13 protein-coding genes are annotated in these 18,327 nt (G+C 66.2%); 9 read left to right on the top strand and 4 right to left on the bottom strand.

Annotated features, from left to right (window positions below; genetic code table 11):
* Nucleotides 1-5 precede the first annotated feature (5 nt).
* Nucleotides 6-305, bottom strand: coding sequence for an MDR/zinc-dependent alcohol dehydrogenase-like family protein (locus Q9R08_RS01515; RefSeq protein WP_308866046.1), 300 nt, complete (start codon nt 303-305; stop codon nt 6-8).
* A 235-nt stretch (nt 306-540) separates the two neighbouring features.
* On the opposite strand from Q9R08_RS01515, the gene Q9R08_RS01510 reads away from it, so the two are divergent.
* A complete protein-coding gene (locus Q9R08_RS01510) occupies nt 541-2,910 on the top strand; it encodes a glycosyl hydrolase family 95 catalytic domain-containing protein (protein ID WP_308866045.1) in 2,370 nt (789 codons plus the stop codon).
* A 43-nt stretch (nt 2,911-2,953) separates the two neighbouring features.
* On the opposite strand, the gene Q9R08_RS01505 is transcribed toward Q9R08_RS01510, so the two are convergent.
* Nucleotides 2,954-5,380: a glycoside hydrolase family 2 TIM barrel-domain containing protein gene (locus Q9R08_RS01505; RefSeq protein WP_308866044.1), complete on the bottom strand. Its 2,427-nt coding sequence runs from the start codon at nt 5,378-5,380 to the stop codon at nt 2,954-2,956.
* Nucleotides 5,381-5,660: 280 nt separating this feature from the next.
* On the opposite strand from Q9R08_RS01505, the gene Q9R08_RS01500 reads away from it, so the two are divergent.
* Entirely contained in the window at nt 5,661-6,989 is a 1,329-nt protein-coding gene (locus tag Q9R08_RS01500) for an enolase C-terminal domain-like protein (protein WP_308866043.1), read from the top strand.
* Here the strand turns inward: Q9R08_RS01500 and Q9R08_RS01495 are convergent.
* Entirely contained in the window at nt 6,979-7,737 is a 759-nt protein-coding gene (locus Q9R08_RS01495) for a FadR/GntR family transcriptional regulator (RefSeq protein ID WP_308866042.1), read from the bottom strand. The genes Q9R08_RS01500 and Q9R08_RS01495 overlap by 11 nt on opposite strands.
* Before the next feature lie 273 nt (nt 7,738-8,010).
* Here Q9R08_RS01495 and Q9R08_RS01490 point away from each other — a divergent pair, with 273 nt between their 5' ends.
* The 4 genes from Q9R08_RS01490 (at nt 8,011) to Q9R08_RS01475 (ending at nt 13,871) form a co-directional block, all read left to right on the top strand.
* Nucleotides 8,011-8,997, top strand: a complete 987-nt coding sequence (locus tag Q9R08_RS01490) for an ABC transporter permease (RefSeq protein ID WP_308866041.1) — start codon at nt 8,011-8,013, stop codon at nt 8,995-8,997.
* Complete coding sequence (locus Q9R08_RS01485; protein ID WP_308866040.1) at nt 8,991-9,953, top strand: carbohydrate ABC transporter permease; 963 nt, start codon at nt 8,991-8,993, stop codon at nt 9,951-9,953. Before Q9R08_RS01490 ends, Q9R08_RS01485 begins: the two co-directional genes overlap by 7 nt.
* A 143-nt stretch (nt 9,954-10,096) precedes the next feature.
* Entirely contained in the window at nt 10,097-11,692 is a 1,596-nt protein-coding gene (locus Q9R08_RS01480; protein ID WP_308866039.1) for a type 2 periplasmic-binding domain-containing protein, read from the top strand.
* Nucleotides 11,693-11,768: 76 nt separating this feature from the next.
* Nucleotides 11,769-13,871 (top strand): glycoside hydrolase family 36 protein, encoded by a 2,103-nt coding sequence (locus Q9R08_RS01475; RefSeq protein WP_308866038.1) that lies wholly within the window; start codon nt 11,769-11,771, stop codon nt 13,869-13,871.
* Between the two features lie 202 nt (nt 13,872-14,073).
* Here Q9R08_RS01475 and Q9R08_RS01470 read toward each other — a convergent pair whose 3' ends face one another.
* Entirely contained in the window at nt 14,074-14,970 is an 897-nt protein-coding gene (locus tag Q9R08_RS01470) for a LysR family transcriptional regulator (RefSeq protein ID WP_308866037.1), read from the bottom strand.
* 127 nt (nt 14,971-15,097) lie between these two features.
* Between Q9R08_RS01470 and Q9R08_RS01465 the strand changes: the two genes are divergently transcribed.
* The 3 genes from Q9R08_RS01465 to Q9R08_RS01455 are packed head-to-tail and all read left to right on the top strand — an operon-like array spanning nt 15,098 to nt 17,870.
* The gene (locus Q9R08_RS01465; RefSeq protein ID WP_308866036.1) at nt 15,098-15,955 is read left to right on the top strand and encodes an aldo/keto reductase; all 858 of its coding nucleotides are present in this window, start codon (nt 15,098-15,100) and stop codon (nt 15,953-15,955) included.
* Nucleotides 15,952-17,004 (top strand): aldo/keto reductase, encoded by a 1,053-nt coding sequence (locus Q9R08_RS01460; RefSeq protein ID WP_308866035.1) that lies wholly within the window; start codon nt 15,952-15,954, stop codon nt 17,002-17,004. Before Q9R08_RS01465 ends, Q9R08_RS01460 begins: the two co-directional genes overlap by 4 nt.
* 5 nt (nt 17,005-17,009) lie before the next feature.
* Nucleotides 17,010-17,870, top strand: coding sequence for an NAD-dependent epimerase/dehydratase family protein (locus tag Q9R08_RS01455; protein ID WP_308866034.1), 861 nt, complete (start codon nt 17,010-17,012; stop codon nt 17,868-17,870).
* The last annotated feature ends 457 nt before the right edge of the window (nt 17,871-18,327 follow it).

Here is an 18,327-nt window from a genome sequence, read left to right as displayed (position 1 = left end):
TATCCTCAACTATCCTCGAGATCGTCGAACGCCTGGCGCGTCTGCGAGAGCGGCACGATCTTGCTGATCAGCAGATCGATCACGACGGCCTTGTCTCCCGGGCGGAGCTCGGACCGGCGGACATCGTGCACGGCGACGGCGGTCGGCTCGGCCAAGGCAGCGACATCCAGCGGCAAGTCATCGGGAAGCCGGATGAGCCAGTCGGCACGCACGTTCCAGCGCTCCTGGAGGGAGCCCGGAGAGTCGATCCCCACGAAGTTCAGGTTCTGGACGCGACCTGCTCCGACGTAAGACGCGCTCCGCATGGATCCTCCGAAGAGTCATAAAGGTAAGATGAATAGACCCTACCGCGAACGGGACGTGTGGACGAAGCATCCGCTCGATTCAGGTTGAGTCGGTCATTCAGATCAGCTTGAACGGGTCAAGTGTTCGGATCGTTCGTGAGAGTGCGAACATTCATTGGATGATTCGACGCTACGATGGCGGATGCAAGGCAAATGCCCCGATGGCGGGGGCGAACGATCAGGAAGCGGAGTCAGCGTGACCATCCGAACGGGCTTCTGGAGTTCGTCTGCCGGCATCGACTGGGAGCACGGACTCATCGCGGGCACGGGCTCTCTCGGAGCGGTGCTGTCCGGCACACCGACGCGCCACTCGATCCACGTGTGCCACGAGGAGTTCTTCCTGCCGGTGAACTCCGCGAAAGCGGCACCGCGCATCGAACCGGCGATCGCCGAGGTGCGGGCGGCCGCTCTCGCCGGCGATGGCGAGACTGTGACCTCGATCACGCAGCGTCTCGCGCGCGACGACGGCTACGACGGCTCCATGATCTGGACGGATCCGTTCGTGCCGATCGCCGAACTCACGTGGAGTCCCGACACTCCCGTCGAGGGCGGGCAGTACCGGAGGGTCGGGGACTTCACCACCGGCAGGGTGGAAGTCGAGTGGACCGATGGCGCAGGTGTCGGCAGCGGCATCGCACTGATCCCGGACCGGGCAACGGGCGGGATGTCGGTCGAGCTCTGGTCCGATCACGACCACAGCGGCGTGCTGGCACTGGACTTCGGTGAGGCGCCTCGCGACCCCGGTGAATATCCGTCGACGGACTACGGCGTCTTCCTCGAACCGGCCGTCCCGACCATCGACGGCTCTCGCATGACCCTCGACGTCAAGGTCGCCGAAGGCAATCTGTCACCGTTCGTGCGCGAGAACCCGCCGAGCCCATGGCCGCCGAGGCACGCGAGGCTGATTGTCGACCTCCCGGCCGGCACAGACGCCGAGCCGGAATCGGGCGGCGTGCGCCTGCGTCTGACCGCCGGGCGGACCGTCCGACTCCCCATCCGAGTCGAATTGTTCGGCGGCATCGCCGAGGTCGAGGTCGCCGCGGCCGAAACGCACGCGTCCCTGTTCGAGGCGTGCTCGCTCGACTTGAACAGCGGCGTCGACGACGCCGTGTCCTACGACGACGTGCTGCAGCGGGCGAGGGCCGGTGACCCGCAGGGGTTGCTTGCAGCCGTCGAACTCGCGTTCGCATCCGGGCGCCACACGATCATCTCGTCGACCGGAGTCCTTCCTCCCACGCTCGTCGGCATCTGGCAGGGAACTCGCCGGCCGGCGTGGTCGGGCGACTGGACGCAGAACGGCAATGTGCAGCACGGCGGTGTTGCATCTCTCATCGCGTCGGGCACCCCTGAGCTGCTCACGTCGTACCTGCGGGCGATCTTCCGGCACGTGGACGACTACGCTGCGAACGCGCAGCGGATCTTCGGCGCCCCTGGCTGGCTGCTCCCTGCGCGTTTCGACTCGCACGGCAACAGCAACCACTTCGCCCCCGCCTTTCCCCACTTGTACTGGATGGCAGGCGGTGCCTGGGTGTTGCGCTTGGCATGGGATCAGTTCACCGCGACCGGTGACGTGGACATTCTGCGCGAATACGCCTGGCCGCTCGCGAGCAACGTCATGGCCTTCGCGCTCGCGGTCGCCCTGCCAGGCGACGACGGCCTACTCCATCTCGCTCCGTCGTATTCCCCCGAGAACACCCCTGGCAACCGCGCCAATCCCATTGGAGTCGACGCCACGATGGACGTCGCGGCGTTCCGAGATGCCGCGCGTCTCGCGATCAGGATCGCCGACATCCTGGGTGAGGAAGCCGACCGCGACGCGTGGCGTTCATTCGCCGATCGGCTGCCGCCCTACCGGGTGACCGACGAAGGGACCTTCGCTGAGTGGCTCGATCCCACGATCGCCGAGGAGATCGGGCACCGGCACGTCTCGCAGCTCTACCCGTTCTGGTACGAGGACGACGAGGCAGCCAGCGCACCCGAGCTCCGCGCGGCTGCGCTCGAGACGATCAGGCGCAAGCTCGCCTGGCGCAACGAGAAGCCGTGGGCAGCCGGCGACGGTCGCATGGAGATGGCATTCGGCCTCGTTGGCCTCGGCCTCGCGGCAGCTCGGCTCGGGGATGCCGAAGCCGCGCGACAGTGCGTCGAATCGCTCGCGCGCGATTTCTGGCGCTCGAACGCCGTGTCGACGCACGACGGCGACGCGATCTTCAACGTCGACGCGAGCGGTGGGCTGCCGGCCGTCGTCATCGAGATGCTCGTGCAGTCGCAGCCCAATCGGATCTCGTTGCTGCCCGCACTGCCGAATTCGTGGAGCCGGGGGTCGATTGGCGGCGTCCGCGCCAGAGGTGGCATTGTCGTCGAGAGCCTCCGCTGGGACGAGAACGTCCTCGTGTCCACGCTGCGTGCCGCCGGGGGCTCTGCGGCTGCCCGGGACGGGGACGTCGTCGACGTTCGCGGCCCGGATGGCGAACACGAATCGGTCGATCTCTCCACCGGGCCGGTCACCGTCCAGTTCCCGCGATCCAATGCGGCCCGACCGGATTCTGGAGTCCAGCACGACGAATGACGCCCAGCAAGCGTCCCTGCTGGCTCCACCGGCACTGTTGCGGTCAGCGTGCCTCGAGGTCGACCGAGACCGACACGTACCCGGAAGCCGACGCCGTCACGGTGATTCGTCCGGCTGAGGTCGGACGGATCACGGCCAGCGCGCGGCCGTCGTGGAGTCGATGCTGCGCATCGACGAAGGATTCCTCGGTGACCATCGCCGCGCTCCCGAATCCCTGGAGTGATCCAGGTCCGTCGATCCGAAGTTCGACTTCGACGTCTGCATTGGTGGCCCTGACACCGTCGGCATCCCCGATCTCGATCACGACGTAGCCCAGATCTCGACCATCGACGGCGAGCGCCTCGCGTTCGGGTGTCAGCCTCAGACGCCGATCGACCCCCGCCGTCTGCAGCACTACAGACTCGGCACCCAGTCCCTCTCGGATGGCGTGTGCCTCGATGCGGCCGGGGACGTACTCGACCTCGAACAGCGCGCGATACCGATGGTCGGGCCCCGTCGGCCGACGTCCCATGGAGCGGCCATTGACGAGCAGTTCTACTTCGGGTGCGTCGCTGTACACCTCGACTTCGAGCGGTTCGGTGCCGACACCTCCCCATGTCCACGACGGGATGCAGTCGGTCCACGACCAGGGAGCCGATCTCGTCGTCCTACCCCTCGTCTGCGGACGCCTGACCGCGATGTACGGCTCCGACCGAAGGCCGTACACGATCTCTCGGTAGTACGAGGCAGGGCGTCGCTCGCCGGTGATGTCGATGTCGCCGGAACCCGCGAGCATGAAGGGGTAGGGGCCGAGTGCGCCGTTGCCCGGTGGGTCGTCCGCGTAGTGCATGCGCCCGAGGCCTGGTTCACCCAGATAGTCCCAACCTGTCCAGGTGAAGTCGCCGATCACATGAGGGTTGGCGCGTACGAGTGCCCACAGTCGGTCTATGTGCGTGGGGAAGGTCTCAGACCCGACGATCACGCGATTCGGGAAAAGCTCGCGGTCCAGTTCGTACCGGCAGTCAAGATAGTTCATTCCCGCGATATCGGGGGCACCGTAGGCCTCCTCGGTAAGCGCGGTCACCGCGCCGGTGACGCCGAGCGCACTCATCCGATCCTCGAGGCTCGACGCGCGGCCGTTGATCTCGTCGACCGGGTGCAGCGGCGCCCCGTCCAGCAATTCCGGATCGACCTCCACGGCCGCATCCATCACGAACAGCGCGCCATTGACGGCGGCCGTGACATACCGGGTCGGATCCAACCGGCGGACCTCGGCAGACATGCTCCTCGACAGCTGGGATCCTGATCGGGTTGCCGCCTCCGGGATCTCGTTGCCGATGGAGTAGATGATGACACTCGGATGGTTGCGGTCCTTGGTCACCATCGCCTCGAGATCGCGCTGCCACCAGTCCGTGAACTGATCCGCGCCGTCGTCGGGCGACTTCGATCTGGTCCAGACGTCGGTGAGCTCATCCATGACGAGCACTCCCAGACGATCACAAGCATCGAGCATCGCGCGACTCATCGGTTGATGGGCGCTGCGGATCGCATTGAAACCTGCGGACTTGAGCACGGCGACCCGGCGCGCCTCCGCGCGATCGAAGGTCGCGGCGCCGATCACTCCGTTGTCGGCGTGCACGCAAGCGCCACGCAACTCGACCGGGTCGCCGTTGATGCGCAGGCCGCGGTCCGCATCGAGGTGAAGTGTCCGGATGCCGAACTGCACCTCGCTCCGGTCGAGGTCGATGTCACCGGTACCCGAGCTGAGGCGTGAGTCGACGCGGTAGAGGTCGGGCGTTTCGACGGACCACCGCCGTGGTGCCATCACGAGGATGCGCTGGCTGACTTGGGTGCTGCCGCCGGGCGGGACGCTCACCCTCGTGCGATCGACGCCGGCGACCTCGCCTGAGGGATCGACGATGCTCGTCTCGAGCCGCCGCACGGCTGGGATCGCCTCGAGGTTTCGCACCGTGGTCACGACCTGTACGACCGAAGCCTCGGCGTCATGCTCGGGGGTCGTCACGACGATGCCATCGAGCGGGACATGGACGCGGGGCGCGATTGCCAGGTGGACCGGCCGGACGATGCCGCCCCCGGTGTACCACCTCGCATCCCGGTGGGCACGTGCCTCGACGATGATCTCGTTCTCGCCGCCGTAACGCAGGTACCGGTCGAGTTCGACGGAGATGGTGGAGGTTCCCGACGGTCGCCGAATCGCGAGGTCGCCGTTCACGAAGACGGCGGCCGACCGGTAGACGGATTCGAATTCGAGCACGACGTGACGGTCTCGCCAGTGCGCTGGTGCCGGGAGCCTCGCGCGGTACTCCCATTCGCCGCCCGGGAAGTACCCGGTGGCCTGGAGGGCCGGATCATCGAGTCGACTCGAAGCCAGCACCGGATCATGCGGGAGCACGACCGACTCGAACTCGGTCTGACCGGCGGAGTACCGCTCTCGGAACTCCCACGAGTGGGGGAAGAGCACTCGCTGCATCTGGAACTGCTGCCTCTCGGTTCGACGTCACGCTATCATCGCGGCTAGCATGTGTAAAGATCAGATCTTTGGGGCTGGCCGTTGAAGTCACATTCTTCGAGGGATGGATCCGCGTCTCGACGAGGACTCGGCGCAGCGTATGGCCTGTCGAGGCTTACTCGGCGCGATGCGGTGCACTGAGGGCCGCCTCGCGGCGACCTCTGCGACCAACTCGGCTTCTCACTTCTGGTCGATAGATCAAATGACCTGGAGTTACCAACACCGCACGAAGGGATGATTGATGCCGATCATCACCAATGTCCGCGTCCACGATGTGCGCTTTCCCACCTCGCTCGACGCTGACGGTTCCGACGCCATGAACAAGGACGGCGACTACTCGGCGGCCTATGTGGTGTTGGAGACCGACTCCGAGCTGTCCGGGTACGGGTTCACATTCACGATCGGTCGCGGCAACGATCTCTGTGCCGAGGCAGCACGGCAGCGAGCGCTGCCGCTGGTCGGGCAGGATGTCGACACGCTGCTCGACGACCTGGGTGCAACCTACCGAGAGCTGGCTTCTGATACTCAGCTGCGGTGGCTCGGTCCGGAGAAGGGCGTGGTCCACCTCGCGATGGCTGCGGTCATGAACGCGCTCTGGGACATGGCAGCGCGACGAGCGGGCGTTCCGCTCTGGCGTCTCCTGGTCGAGATGAGCCCCGAGCAGTTGGTCGATGCCGCCGATCTCCGATACCTATCCGACGCGCTGACTCGCGACGAAGCCATCGCGATGCTGCGTTCGGCGGCCCCGGGCCGGCGCCAGCGCCTGGAGGAGTTGAAGGCGCGCGGCGGATATCCCTGCTACACCACCAGTGCGGGCTGGCTCGGCTACTCAGATGACAAGCTTCGAACACTGCTGCGCGAGGCGGTGACCGACGGGTACCGTCACTTCAAGCTCAAGGTCGGCGCAGACCTGGACGACGACCGCCGACGGCTTCGCATTGCCCGCGAAGAGATCGGCTGGGATGCCGAGCTCATGGTCGACGCCAACCAGGTGTGGGATGTGCCGCAGGCGATCGAATGGATCAACGCACTCGCCGAGTTCCGGCCGCTGTGGATCGAGGAGCCCACGAGTCCCGACGACGTGCTGGGGCACGCGGCGATACGCAGAGCTGTCGCGCCCATCGGCGTCGCCACAGGCGAGCACGGCATGAACCGCGTGCTCTTCAAGCAGATGTTCCAGGCAGAGGCTCTCGACTTCTGCCAGCTCGACTCCGCTCGGCTCGCCAGTGTCAACGAGATCCTGTCGGTGTACCTCATGGCACACAAGTTCGGCGTGCCGGTCTGCCCGCACGCCGGCGGAGTCGGGCTGTGTGAGCTCGTCCAGCACCTTTCGATCTTCGACTACGTCGCCGTGTCGGGATCGCTCGACAAGCGCCTGACCGAGTACGTCGATCACCTCCACGAACACTTCGTCGACCCGGTGATCGTCTCCAACGGCCACTACGCACTGCCCTCGCGACCGGGATACAGCGCCGAGCTGCGCGACGAGACTGTGCAACGCTACCGATTCCCAGATGGCCAGTACTGGCTCGAGCGAAAGGCGCAGGACCTGCTGGTGACTACTCGCTGAGCGGCTCGACCCGCGAGTCGCCAGCGACGGGATGCTCGGCCGCGAAGACCTCGACGCCGAGCAGATGCGCCGCCATCCGGATGCGAGCCCGCTCGGCGTCGCGCGTGCGAAGCGCCGCGAGGATCGCCCGGTGCTCCGCGTGTGCCGCACCGAGCGAGTCGCGTTCGGTGATCGCTCGCCACAAGCGGCCGCGGAGCGTCCTGGTCATGAGGCTGTCGATCAGAGCGGCGAGGGCGGCATTGCCGCTGGCGGCAGCGATCCGCTGATGAAATGCCGCATCCGCATCGATGAATGACTCGGGGCCGAGTTCGCCGGAGGCCAACCCCACATCGATGTCCGAGAGGATCAGCTCGAGCTCGTCGAGATCGTCGTCGGTGAGCCGTACGGCGGCGAGTCCGGCGGACTCGGTCTCGAGCACCCTGCGCACGCCCAGCAGGTCGACAGACTGCGTCGCCTCCTGCAGTCCCGCCCAGAACTCCAGCGGGCGCAGCAGCGAACCTGGGTCGAGCTGAGTGACGTAGGTGCCGTCGCCCTGCTTCGTCTCGAGCACACCGAGCGCCGCGAGCGAACGGACGGCTTCCCGCAGAGATCCTCTCGAGACTCCCCACCGTGCGGCGAGCTCTTTCTCGATCGGGAGTCGGTCGCCCGCCTGCAGTTCACCGGACGCGATCATCTCCTTGACGATCGCGATCACGCGGTCGGAACGGGAGCCCGAGCCCGTTGCGGTGTCGTCGGCGCCGGTTGCCACGCACGCAGTCTATCGATGCGGGGACCCGACCGACGCCTCGCACGCGGTGGGCGCGCCCAAACGCGCCGACGGTAAAGGTTCAATCAATTCCCTAAGACGCTCCCGTGTTGCTGGGGGCGAGGGTGCAGATTGACACTCAATGATCAGACGTTTATCGTGAGAGTCCGGTGACTGCAACGTTGCAGAAAGGAACGCCCTGATGATGTCCCCCAGACCACTGCGCTGCACGTTCCATCGCGAGGTGCCGCGTGACGCAGGCCCGGTGGAGCACGCATGGTGACCCCGGTCGGCGGCATCGGCCTCGATGTCGGCGATGTGACCCGTGACCTCCGCGACCGAGGGAGCGGACGCGGTGTCCGCGGGCTGAGGCGCAGTCTCCGGCGTCACTGGCAGCTGTACCTGCTCATCCTGATCCCGATCGCGTACTTCGTCGTCTTCAAGTACATCCCGATGGCGAACACGATCATCGCGTTCAAGGATTACAACGTCGTGGACGGCGTTTGGGGCAGCGACTGGGCTGGGGTGAAGCACTTCGAGCGCTTCTTCTCGAACCCGATCTTCTGGCCTGTGCTGCGCAACACTTTCGTGCTCTCGGCGTACGTCGTGCTCGCAAGCTTCCCGATCCCGATCGTCCTGGCACTGGCGCTGAATGAAGTGCGGCTGAGGTTCTTCAAGAACACCGTTCAGATGGTGACCTACGCGCCGTACTTCATCTCGACGGTCGTGGTGGTGTCGATGACGATCCTGTTCCTGTCACCCCGCGTCGGCCTCGCGGCCCACGTCACGCAGTTCTTCGGCCTCGGCACCATCGACTTCCTGAGCGACCCCGACTACTTCCGTCACATCTACGTGCTCAGCGACATCTGGCAGACCATGGGCTATTCCGCCGTGATCTACCTCGCCGCGCTCGCCGGGATCGACCCGACCCTGTACGAGGCGGCAAGGGTGGACGGGGCCAGCCGCTGGCAGAAGATCCGCCACGTGGACATCCCAGGTCTCATGCCCACGGCGATGATCGTCCTCGTGCTCGGTGTCGGCAACGTCATGGCGATCGGATTCGAGAAGGCGTTCCTCTTCCAGAACAGCCTGAACATCTCTCAGTCCGAAATCATCCCGACTTACACGTACAAGGTCGGCTTGCTGAGCGCCGACTTCAGCCAGGCAGCAGCGATCGGCCTGTTCAACGGGGCCATCAACCTCGTGCTGCTCCTCGCCGTGAACGCCCTCGTCAAACGACTGACAGGAAACGGACTGTGGTGACCACGACTCTGGACGAACGCCAAAGCAGCGACGCCGAGCCGCCGGTGCGCAAGCCGAGAGCGGTCAAGGCTCCGAAGCGGATCAAAGAGTCGCCGACCGACCGTATCTTCATGGTCGCCGTCTACATTCTGCTGACGACGTTCCTGCTGTGCGTGCTCCTGCCGCTCCTCTACATCGTCGCCAGCTCGTTCAGCGATCCGCTCGCCGTCTCGTCGGGGAGGGTCACGTTCTGGCCGATCGACTTCACGCTCGAGGGGTATGAGCGAGCGCTGAGTGACAGTTCGATCCTGACCGGGTTCGCCAATTCGCTGATCTACACGCTGGCCGGGACGGCGATCAGCCTTGTCCTGACGGTCGCCATCGCGTATCCGCTCTCCCGCAGCGACCTGTGGGGTCGCCGCGGCATAACGCTGTTCGTAGTCTTCACGATGCTCTTCGCCGGCGGCATCATCCCGACCTACCTGGTCGTCCAGAACCTCGGGTTGCTCGACACGCGATGGGCGCTCATCCTGCCCCAGGCCATCGGCGTCTGGCAGGTCATCATCGCTGTCGCGTTCTTCCGTTCCTCGATCCCAGAGGAGCTCTACGAAGCCGCGCAGCTGGACGGCGCCAGCGATCTTCGGTTCCTCTGGACAGTGGTCTTGCCGCTTTCCAAGCCGCTGCTCGCCGTGATCGCGCTCATGTACGCGATCTTCCAATGGAATTCCTACTTCGATGCCCTGCTGTACCTTCGCGACCCGAGTCTGTACCCGCTCCAGCTTGTGCTCCGCAACGTACTGATCCTCAATCAGGCCGCTCCCGGTCTTGACGCCGCCGCTGCGCTAGAACGCCAGCAGCTCGCCGACCTGCTCAAGTACTCGCTCATCGTCATCTCCACGGTGCCGGTGATGCTCGTGTACCCCTTCGTCGCCCGATTCTTCAACAAAGGGATCCTCGTAGGCGCCGTCAAGGGATGACGCGGCGCACGTCGCACCGCGTCATGTATCCAGCACCACACTCGTCCTAATCACAGAGAGGCAAGACCTTGTTGAGCCAACATATGTCGGACAAGATGCGACGCGGCCGTCGCACACTCGCGGCCATCGCGGGAGCGGCGGCTTTGACCGCCGTAGTCGTCGGGTGCACCCCCAGCGAGGGAGACGATCAGAAGGTCATCACCATCTTCGGCGAGCAGGGCGGCCAGATCGATCTCAACACCAACTCGTTCACCCTGCTGCTGGAGGACAAGTTCGACGTCGACATCGACTTCCAGACCACGGGATACGACTCGGGGGCAGCGACCGAGGCCAGGCAGATCTCCCTCGCTGGCGGCGAACTGCCCGAGGCGTACATGCTCGTGCCCTGGGCATCGCAGTTCACGCAGGCCGAGCTGCAGCGCTACGGAGACCAAGGGGTCATCCTGCCCCTGAACGAGCTCATCGAGGAGCACGCGCCTAACATCCAGGACGCTCTTGCCGCTGAACAGGGCTTCGAGACCCTTGCGACCGCGCCCGACGGGACGATCTGGGGACTTCCGCAATGGAACGACTGCTACCACTGCTCCTACCCGTACAAGTTCTGGATCAACACCGTATGGCTCGAGAACCTCGGACTCGAGATGCCTACGACACCCGACGAATTCTTCGACGTCATGACAGCTTTCAAGACGGAGGACCCGAACGGGAACGGCGTCGCGGACGAGATCCCCATCACGGGAAGCGCGCAGTGGTCGATCGTGCCGTACATCATGAACGCGTTCATCGCGAACTCCTTCAACACCGGCGCCGGCGCGGCCAGTCAGCCCATCTCGCTGGGGCTCGAGGGTGACAGCGTGCAGATGCAGACTATGCAGGACGGTTGGCGAGAAGGCCTGAAGTTCCTGAACAGGCTGTGGGCGGCAGGACTGATCGACCCCGCGGCGTTCTCTCAGGGCGGCGACACCATGCAGGCCACCGGCAACTCGGCCGAGGGCGTCATCGTCGGCGGCTTCACCGCCATTCACCCCTGGATCGGCGTGAGCATCGGTCAGGAGGATGCGCGGGACACCCAATACGACCCGCTCCCGCCACTCGAGGGTGCAGAGGGGCCGATCACCACCTATCAGCTGCCCAGCGTGCCCGGTGCGACCTTCGTCATCACGAAGGCTGCCGACGAGGTGGAACAGCAGGTGATCATGGAGATGATGGACTACATCTTCACCCCTGAGGGTCACCTTCTCGGCGAGATGGGCGAAGAGAACATCGGCTGGCGGGCTCCTGAGGAAGGCGAGATCGCCCTCGATCCCGAGCTCGAGCCTTGCTTCGTCGACCTGCCGCTGGACGAGGAGAACGAGGCGGACTACAACGGCAACTGGGGCCCGATGGCGCAGGTGTTCGACACCGTCGAGTGGCGCAACTGCCAGGTGCAGCCGCTGGACATCTACACGGAGGAAGGTGCCGAGCGCCGGCTCTTCCAAGCGACCGAGCTCTATGAGGGCAAAGAGTCGGACGCCAATTTCCCGTACTGGAACCTGTGGGTGCCGGCGGAAGAGGCGAGCGAACTCGCCACGCTCACGACCAACATCGAGAGCAACGTGGCCACCGCGACGGCGGAGTTCGTCACCGGGGTGCGTGACCCGAACAACGACGGTGATTGGAATGGCTACCTGGAAGGCCTCCAGGGCCTGGGCGTCGACCGCTACCTCGAAATATGGCAGGCGGCGTACGACGCCAGCTGACCGACGACATCGACCCGGGGGCGGATGCCTCGCCCCCGGGTCTCGACGCCGCACAGGTCATCGGAGGAGCACCGCCATGGACACGCAGACGATCAGATGGCGCCCGGGCGCGGTGGAGCTGGACCTCGACCTCGGCGTCGACGGCCCCCCGAAAGTGCAGCGGCTCGCCGCGGTCGGCGGCGGCCGCAGCGCCGCGCCCTCAGCGGCGATTCCCATCGCGGAGGTTCACCTCGGCGGCGAGGGCTCGGGCACGTCGTCCTCCGAGCGGCTGATGGGGAGCGCAGTCGGGCTCCGTCTCCGCACGGTTGATCACCGCACCTGGACCGACGGTGACATGGCACACCTCGAGGTGACGGCGCGGGACGCGATGTCCGGCATCCTGGTGATCGCACGATGGTCGAGCTGGCGCGACCTTCCGGTCGTGCGCTGCGCGACCGAAGTCGTCGCGGGCGACGAGCCCGTCCACCTGCGCGCGGTCTCGTCCGTCGCCCTCGGCGGCATCTCAGCGGACGGCTCGCACTGGTGGCACGATCACGAAGTCGGCTTTGCGCACAACACATGGTTCCGCGAGCTGATGTGGCAGCGGCGTACGCCCGCCGAGCTGGGGCTCGACGACACCGGGCTGCGCACATGGGGCATCCCCAGCTCGCGGGCGTCATTCGCCTTGGGGCAGCGGGGCAGCTGGTCGACCGGCGGACATCTGCCGATGGGCATCCTGCGATCCCGCGTCGAACGGCGGTCGCTGCTGTGGCAGATCGAGCACAACGGTGCATGGCGGTGGGAGCTCGGCGATCAGGACGACGCGCTCTATGTGGTGGCGAGCGGGCCGACGGACCAGAACGCGGCTTGGTCGCGTCGGCTCGGTCCGGGCGAGCGATTCAGCTCCGTTCCCGCGACGCTTGTACTGGGCGGTGACGACGACGAGATATTCGGTGCCCTGACCGACGCTCGGCGGCGGGTGCGGCGCCCGCATGTGGACCACGAGAACCTGCCGGTGATCGTCAACGACTTCATGAACGCGCTCATGGGCGACCCGAATGCTGAGAACCTGCCGCCCTACATCGACGCAGCGGCCCGCGCGGGAGCCGAGGTCTACTGCATCGACTCCGGCTGGTACACCGACGGCGCGGCGTGGTGGAACGACCTCGGCTCGTGGCAGCCATCCTCCCGACGATTTCCCCGCGGCCTCGATCAGATGACGCGCCGGATCCGCGACGCGGGCATGGTAGCCGGCCTCTGGCTCGAGCCGGAAGCCGTGTCGGTGGCGAGCCCGATCGCCGAGCTGCTGCCGGCCGAGGCGTTCTTCCAACGCGATGGGCAGCGTGTCGTGGAATCGGGGCGACTGCAGTTGGACTTCCGCCATCCGGCCGCACTCGCACACATCGACGCGGCGGTCGAGCGACTGATCATCGAACTCGGGCTGGGGTATCTGAAGTTCGACTACAACATGGACGTCACGCAGGGCACTGACCTCGACGCCGACAGCCCCGGTGACGGAGCATTCGGTCACCAGCGCGCCCTGCTCGAGTGGGTGCACTCGCTCATGGACCGGCATCCCGGCCTCGTGATCGAAAGCTGCGCGAGCGGTGGACAGCGGATGGACGGCGCGACGCTGCGCGTGCACCCCGTGCAGTCCACGAGCGACAATCAGGACCCGCTGCTCACGGCCGCGATCGCCGCGGCCGCGCCGACCGCCGTCACACCTGAGCAGGGTGCGGTATGGGCGTATCCCGAGCCCTCCTGGTCCGACGAGCGGATCGTCTTCTCGCTCGCGAGCGCGCTGCTCGGCCGGGTGCATCTCGCAGGCCGGATAGACCGGCTGTCTGGGGCGCAGATGCGGCTCGTGCAGGAGGCGATCGACGCCTACCGCACCACGCGAACCCGTATCCGCACCGCGCTGCCCTTCTGGCCTCTGGGATTGCCCGGGTGGCATGACCCCGTCGTGGCACTGGGCATGCGCGACGACGACGGCGAACTGATCACGGTCTGGCGCCGGGCTGGCTCCACCACCGTGCGTGTGCCTCTCGCCCGGCACTCCGGGCGCCCGCTCGTTGTCGAGGCGGTCTTCCCGACCAGCCTCCCGACGAGCGTGCGATGGGATGCGGATGCCGGCGAGATCGTGCTCGAGCTGCCCGAGGAGCCAGCGGCGCGCACGCTGCGGCTGCGAGGAAAAAGCTGACGTCAGTGATTCCGTGCGGTCGTCGTGTGCAGGTGGACCGCACGATCGATCTCGCGCTCACGATGGGCGGCTCGACCATGGCGACGCCGTCCCTCGGACCCGGACTGCCTGATTACAGGCGGTCACGAGAATCAACAGGCTCGGCATGATGACCGATCTCGTGGCCGCCACTCCGGGACGGCGGGCGAGCGCGGAGGCCCTCCTAGCGCGGCTCGAGGAGACCGAGGAATTCGGTGGTGAGGTGAGACGCCCTCTCGGAGTGGGCGTAGGCGGCGCTCACCGTCCAGACGGGGTCACGCTGCTCAAGACTCAGGGTCTGGAGGTCCGCCGCGATTGTCTTCCGTGACACCGACTGCGGAACGATCGCAACGCCGAGGCCTCGGTTGATCATGTCGACCAGAGCGTGGATGTCGCCTACCGTGAAGGCCACTCGCCTCGGGATTCTTCGTTTGGCGAAGATCTCGTCGGTGACGACCCTGATGGCCCAGGTGCTGTCGAGGTCGATGAAGGTGCGGTCCTGGAGGTCGTTCCACGCGACAGACTTCTGTGACGCGAGCGGATCCTCCGGTGGTGTGAGCAGTACGAGTGGCTCCGTTGCGAGGGTCACATGGTCCAGCCCCGTGAGCCGAAGTTGCGGGTCGGTCGTCTCGGAGGTGCCCGCGACGAAGGCGAGATCGATGTCTCCGCCTCGCATCCGCTTGAGAAGATCGCCGCTGCCCGCCTGAGTGAAGGTGATCTCCACCTCACGGTGCCTGCGGTGGAATCGCTCGACGATCTCAGGAACATTGACCGACCCGAGGCACTGCTCGGCGCCGACGCGCAATGCGCCGGCGAATTCCGCCGTCGTCGCGGCGACGGCGTCCCGGCCGGCGTTGGCCTCCGCGAGGAGATTGCGGGCATGAGGGAACAGCGCATGGCCCGCCGCTGTCAGCTCTACCCGCCGCGTCGTGCGGATGAACAGCTTCGCCTTGAGGTCGTCTTCCAGGCTCTTGATGGCTGCCGACAGCCCGGATTGCGACACCCGGGTGATCTCCGCTGCTCGCGTGAACTGATTCTCTTCCGCCAGCGCAACGAAGTACTCCATCTGCCTGAGATCCATGTGTCGGCCATCCATTCATGATTGGCAGTTGTGAAATCAACAATATTCTTCTGTTGGACAGATGGCAATGCCGTACCTAACTTGGAAGCAGACCCACTGAATAGCCCGCTATCAAGGAGACATGTAGATGAATCATCGCTTCATCGGGGACGTGGCGGTCGGCGAGATCGGTCTCGGTGGCATGCCGATGTCGATCGAGGGCCGGCCGGATGAAGCTCGCTCGATCGCGACGATTCACGCCGCACTCGAGGTCGGCGTGACACTCATCGACACTGCGGACGCGTACCACCGCGACGCCGACGAAGTCGGCCACAACGAGGTCCTCATCGCGAAGGCGCTCGCGACCTACGGGGGCGACACCGGCGAGGTGCTGGTGGCGACGAAGGGCGGACACCTGCGCCCCGGAGACGGCAGCTGGACGTTGGACGGTCGACCCGAATACATCAAGGGTGCGGCGAAAGCCTCCGCGACGCGGCTCGGCGTCGAAGCGATCGGCCTCTACCAGTTCCACCGACCCGACCCCCACGTCGACTACGCCGACTCGGTCGGTGCGCTGCGCGACCTGCTCGACGAAGGCGTCATCCGGATGGCCGGCATCTCCAACGCGAACGCTGACCAGATCCGGCTCGCGCAGCAGATCCTCGGCGGGCGCCTCGCCTCGGTTCAGAACCAGTTCTCACCGGCGTTCAGATCCAGCCAGGCAGAACTCGAGCTCTGCGCGGAGCTGGGCATCGCGTTCCTGCCATGGAGTCCACTGGGAGGAATAGCCCGCGCCAGCACCCTGGGTGGGAAGGGCGCCGCGTTCGAACGGATCGGCGCGGAGCTCGGAGTCAGCGGGCAGCAGGTCTGCCTCGCCTGGGAGCTCTCGCTCGCGCCGGTCGTCATCCCGATCCCCGGCGCCTCGCGGCCCGCGAGCATCCAGGACTCCGCACGGGCCGTCGACATCACCCTCACCGACGATCAGATCAGGGAACTCAACGCATGAGCGCACCACAGCAGTCAGCCGGCTATCGCACACTCGGCCGCAGCGGAACCGTCGTCTTCGAGCAGGCCCTCGGGACGATGACCTTCGGCGCCGAGGCGGACGAGACGACGTCTCACGCCATCATCGACGCCTACGTGGACGGCGGCGGCAACTTCATCGACACCGCCGACGTCTACAGTGCCGGGCGCAGCGAGGAGATCATCGGCCGATGGCTCGCCGCGCACCCCGCCGAGGCAGCCCAGCTTGTCATCGCCACCAAGGGCCGGTTCCCGATGGGTGCCGGACCGAACGATCACGGGACCTCCCGACGGCACCTACGGACTGCGCTCGAAGCTTCGCTGCGTCGCCTGGGCGTCGAGCACATCGACCTCTACCAACTGCACGCCTGGGATGCGATCACTCCCCTCGACGAGACGCTGCGTTTCCTCGACGATGCGATCACGCAAGGGAAGATCGGGTACTACGGCTTCTCGAACTTCACGGGCTGGCAGCTCACCAAAGCGTCCCTGCTCGCGGAGCGGCACGGCTGGAACCTGCCGGTGACACTGCAGCCCCAGTACAGCCTTCTCGTGCGAGGCATCGAGCACGAGATCGTCCCCGCGGCGCTCGATGCCGGCATCGGCCTGCTGCCGTGGTCGCCGCTGGGCGGCGGCTGGCTCAGCGGCAAGTATCGACGTGACGTGTCCCCGACCGGCACGACGCGGCTCGGCGAGAACCCGGAGCGTGGCATGGAGGCGTGGCAGCAGCGCAACGCCGATCCCCGCACCTGGCAGATCATCGACACCCTCACCGGCATCGCGGAGGAGCACGCCGCGTCGCCGTCGCAGGTCGCGCTGGCCTGGCTCGCTGCGCAGCCCGCGGTGACATCCGTGATCCTCGGCGCGCGGTCGGTCGAGCAGCTTCGCGACAACATGGGTGCGGTCACGCTCGAACTGGATGCCGCGGAGCTCGAGAGCCTGACCGCGGCCAGTGCGCCGCGCGCCGACGATTACCCGTACGGTGCGCCGGGCATCGCCCAGCGGCACCGCAACATCGGGGGTGGCCGATGAGCGGGATGACCATCGCCGTCACCGGCGGGTCGGGCAAGCTCGGCCGGACCGTCGTCCGGGTGCTGCGCGGGGCGGGCAACGAGGTCGTCAACCTCGACTGGACGGGTGAGCGTGCAGCCGGGTTCGTGCAGACTGACCTGACGGACTACGGCCAGACGATCGACGCGCTCATGGGAGTGGACGAGCATCCGCGGCGGTTCGACGCGGTGGTGCACCTCGCGGCGATTCCGGCCCCTGGGCTGCGCCCAGACGCCGACACGTTCCACAACAACATCACGGTGACCTACAACGTCCTTCGGGCGGCGATCCGAGCAGGGGTCCGCACTATCGTGACGGCGTCGAGCGAGACCGTGCTCGGACTCCCGTTCGACGTGCCCCCGCCGTACATCCCGGTCGACGAGGAGTGCACGCGCCCGGAATCCAACTACTCACTGGCGAAGCACCTCGAGGAGCAGCTTGCAGTGGAGCTGGTGCGCTGGCATCCGGACGTCTCCATCCAGGCGCTGCGGTTCTCCAACGTGATGGACCCGTCCGACTATGCCGAGTTCCCGACATACGACTCCGATCCTCTGCGGCGGAAGTGGAACCTGTGGGGCTATATCGACGCCCGCGACGGAGCCCAGGCCGTCCTCAGGGCGATCGAGCGCGGCCGGCGGGAGCCCGGCTTCGAGCGATACATCATCGCCGCTGCCGACACCGTGATGTCTCGGCCGAACGCGGAACTGGTCGGCGAGGTCTTTCCCGGCGTCGAGATCCGCGGCGACCTCGGCGTCAACGACACGCTGCTCTCCATCGACAAGGCACGTTCGATGCTGGGCTTTGAACCGGAATACTCCTGGCGCCGCGAGACCGCGTTCCCGGCGTAGACGGTGCGCGGGTCGGGCGGGATGCGGGTGTGGCCCTCACCCGACCGAGCATCAGAGCTCACCGCTGCTGCAGCTTGCACGGTGAGGTCCGTGACAACTGCGCGGTTGCGATACGTAGATCGCGGGGCTTGCGGGCCTCTCGGCGACCGGGGCGCCGGCGGGATCATGCGGTCGTCGGCCGCGTGACCTGAAGATCCTGCACCGAATGCTCGGCCGCACTTCGGCCGCAACAACGCTCGACGTGTATGCCGACCTCTTCCCCGAGGTTCTGACGTCCGTCTCGATCGCACTGGATCGGGCTGCGCGGGACTCATTCGTGGGCAGAATCGGGCGGCGACAGCCTTGAACATGGCGGTTCAGGACCGCCGCGCTCCGCGGCGAGGGAGTATCCGGGACTCTGACTACCCCATGATCCCAGTGGTTCCAAGGGAAGAAGAAACCCCCTCCATGTAGAAGC

Origin of the sequence: Microbacterium psychrotolerans, from assembly GCF_031085295.1 — a bacterium.
GTDB classification, from domain to species: domain Bacteria; phylum Actinomycetota; class Actinomycetes; order Actinomycetales; family Microbacteriaceae; genus Microbacterium; species Microbacterium psychrotolerans.
Note: the sequence above shows the minus strand (reverse complement) of the source record. Positions and strands in the feature narration are given on the sequence as shown.

Coding starts and splice junctions, on each gene's coding strand:
- Q9R08_RS01505 (WP_308866044.1), bottom strand. CDS start 5,380: ATGCAGCGAGTGCTCTTCCCCCACTCGTGGGAGTTCCGAGAGCGGTAC.
- Q9R08_RS01475 (WP_308866038.1), top strand. CDS start 11,769: ATGGACACGCAGACGATCAGATGGCGCCCGGGCGCGGTGGAGCTGGAC.
- Q9R08_RS01465 (WP_308866036.1), top strand. CDS start 15,098: ATGAATCATCGCTTCATCGGGGACGTGGCGGTCGGCGAGATCGGTCTC.
- Q9R08_RS01470 (WP_308866037.1), bottom strand. CDS start 14,970: ATGGATCTCAGGCAGATGGAGTACTTCGTTGCGCTGGCGGAAGAGAAT.
- Q9R08_RS01460 (WP_308866035.1), top strand. CDS start 15,952: ATGAGCGCACCACAGCAGTCAGCCGGCTATCGCACACTCGGCCGCAGC.
- Q9R08_RS01490 (WP_308866041.1), top strand. CDS start 8,011: ATGGTGACCCCGGTCGGCGGCATCGGCCTCGATGTCGGCGATGTGACC.
- Q9R08_RS01500 (WP_308866043.1), top strand. CDS start 5,661: ATGCCGATCATCACCAATGTCCGCGTCCACGATGTGCGCTTTCCCACC.
- Q9R08_RS01455 (WP_308866034.1), top strand. CDS start 17,010: ATGACCATCGCCGTCACCGGCGGGTCGGGCAAGCTCGGCCGGACCGTC.
- Q9R08_RS01515 (WP_308866046.1), bottom strand. CDS start 305: ATGCGGAGCGCGTCTTACGTCGGAGCAGGTCGCGTCCAGAACCTGAAC.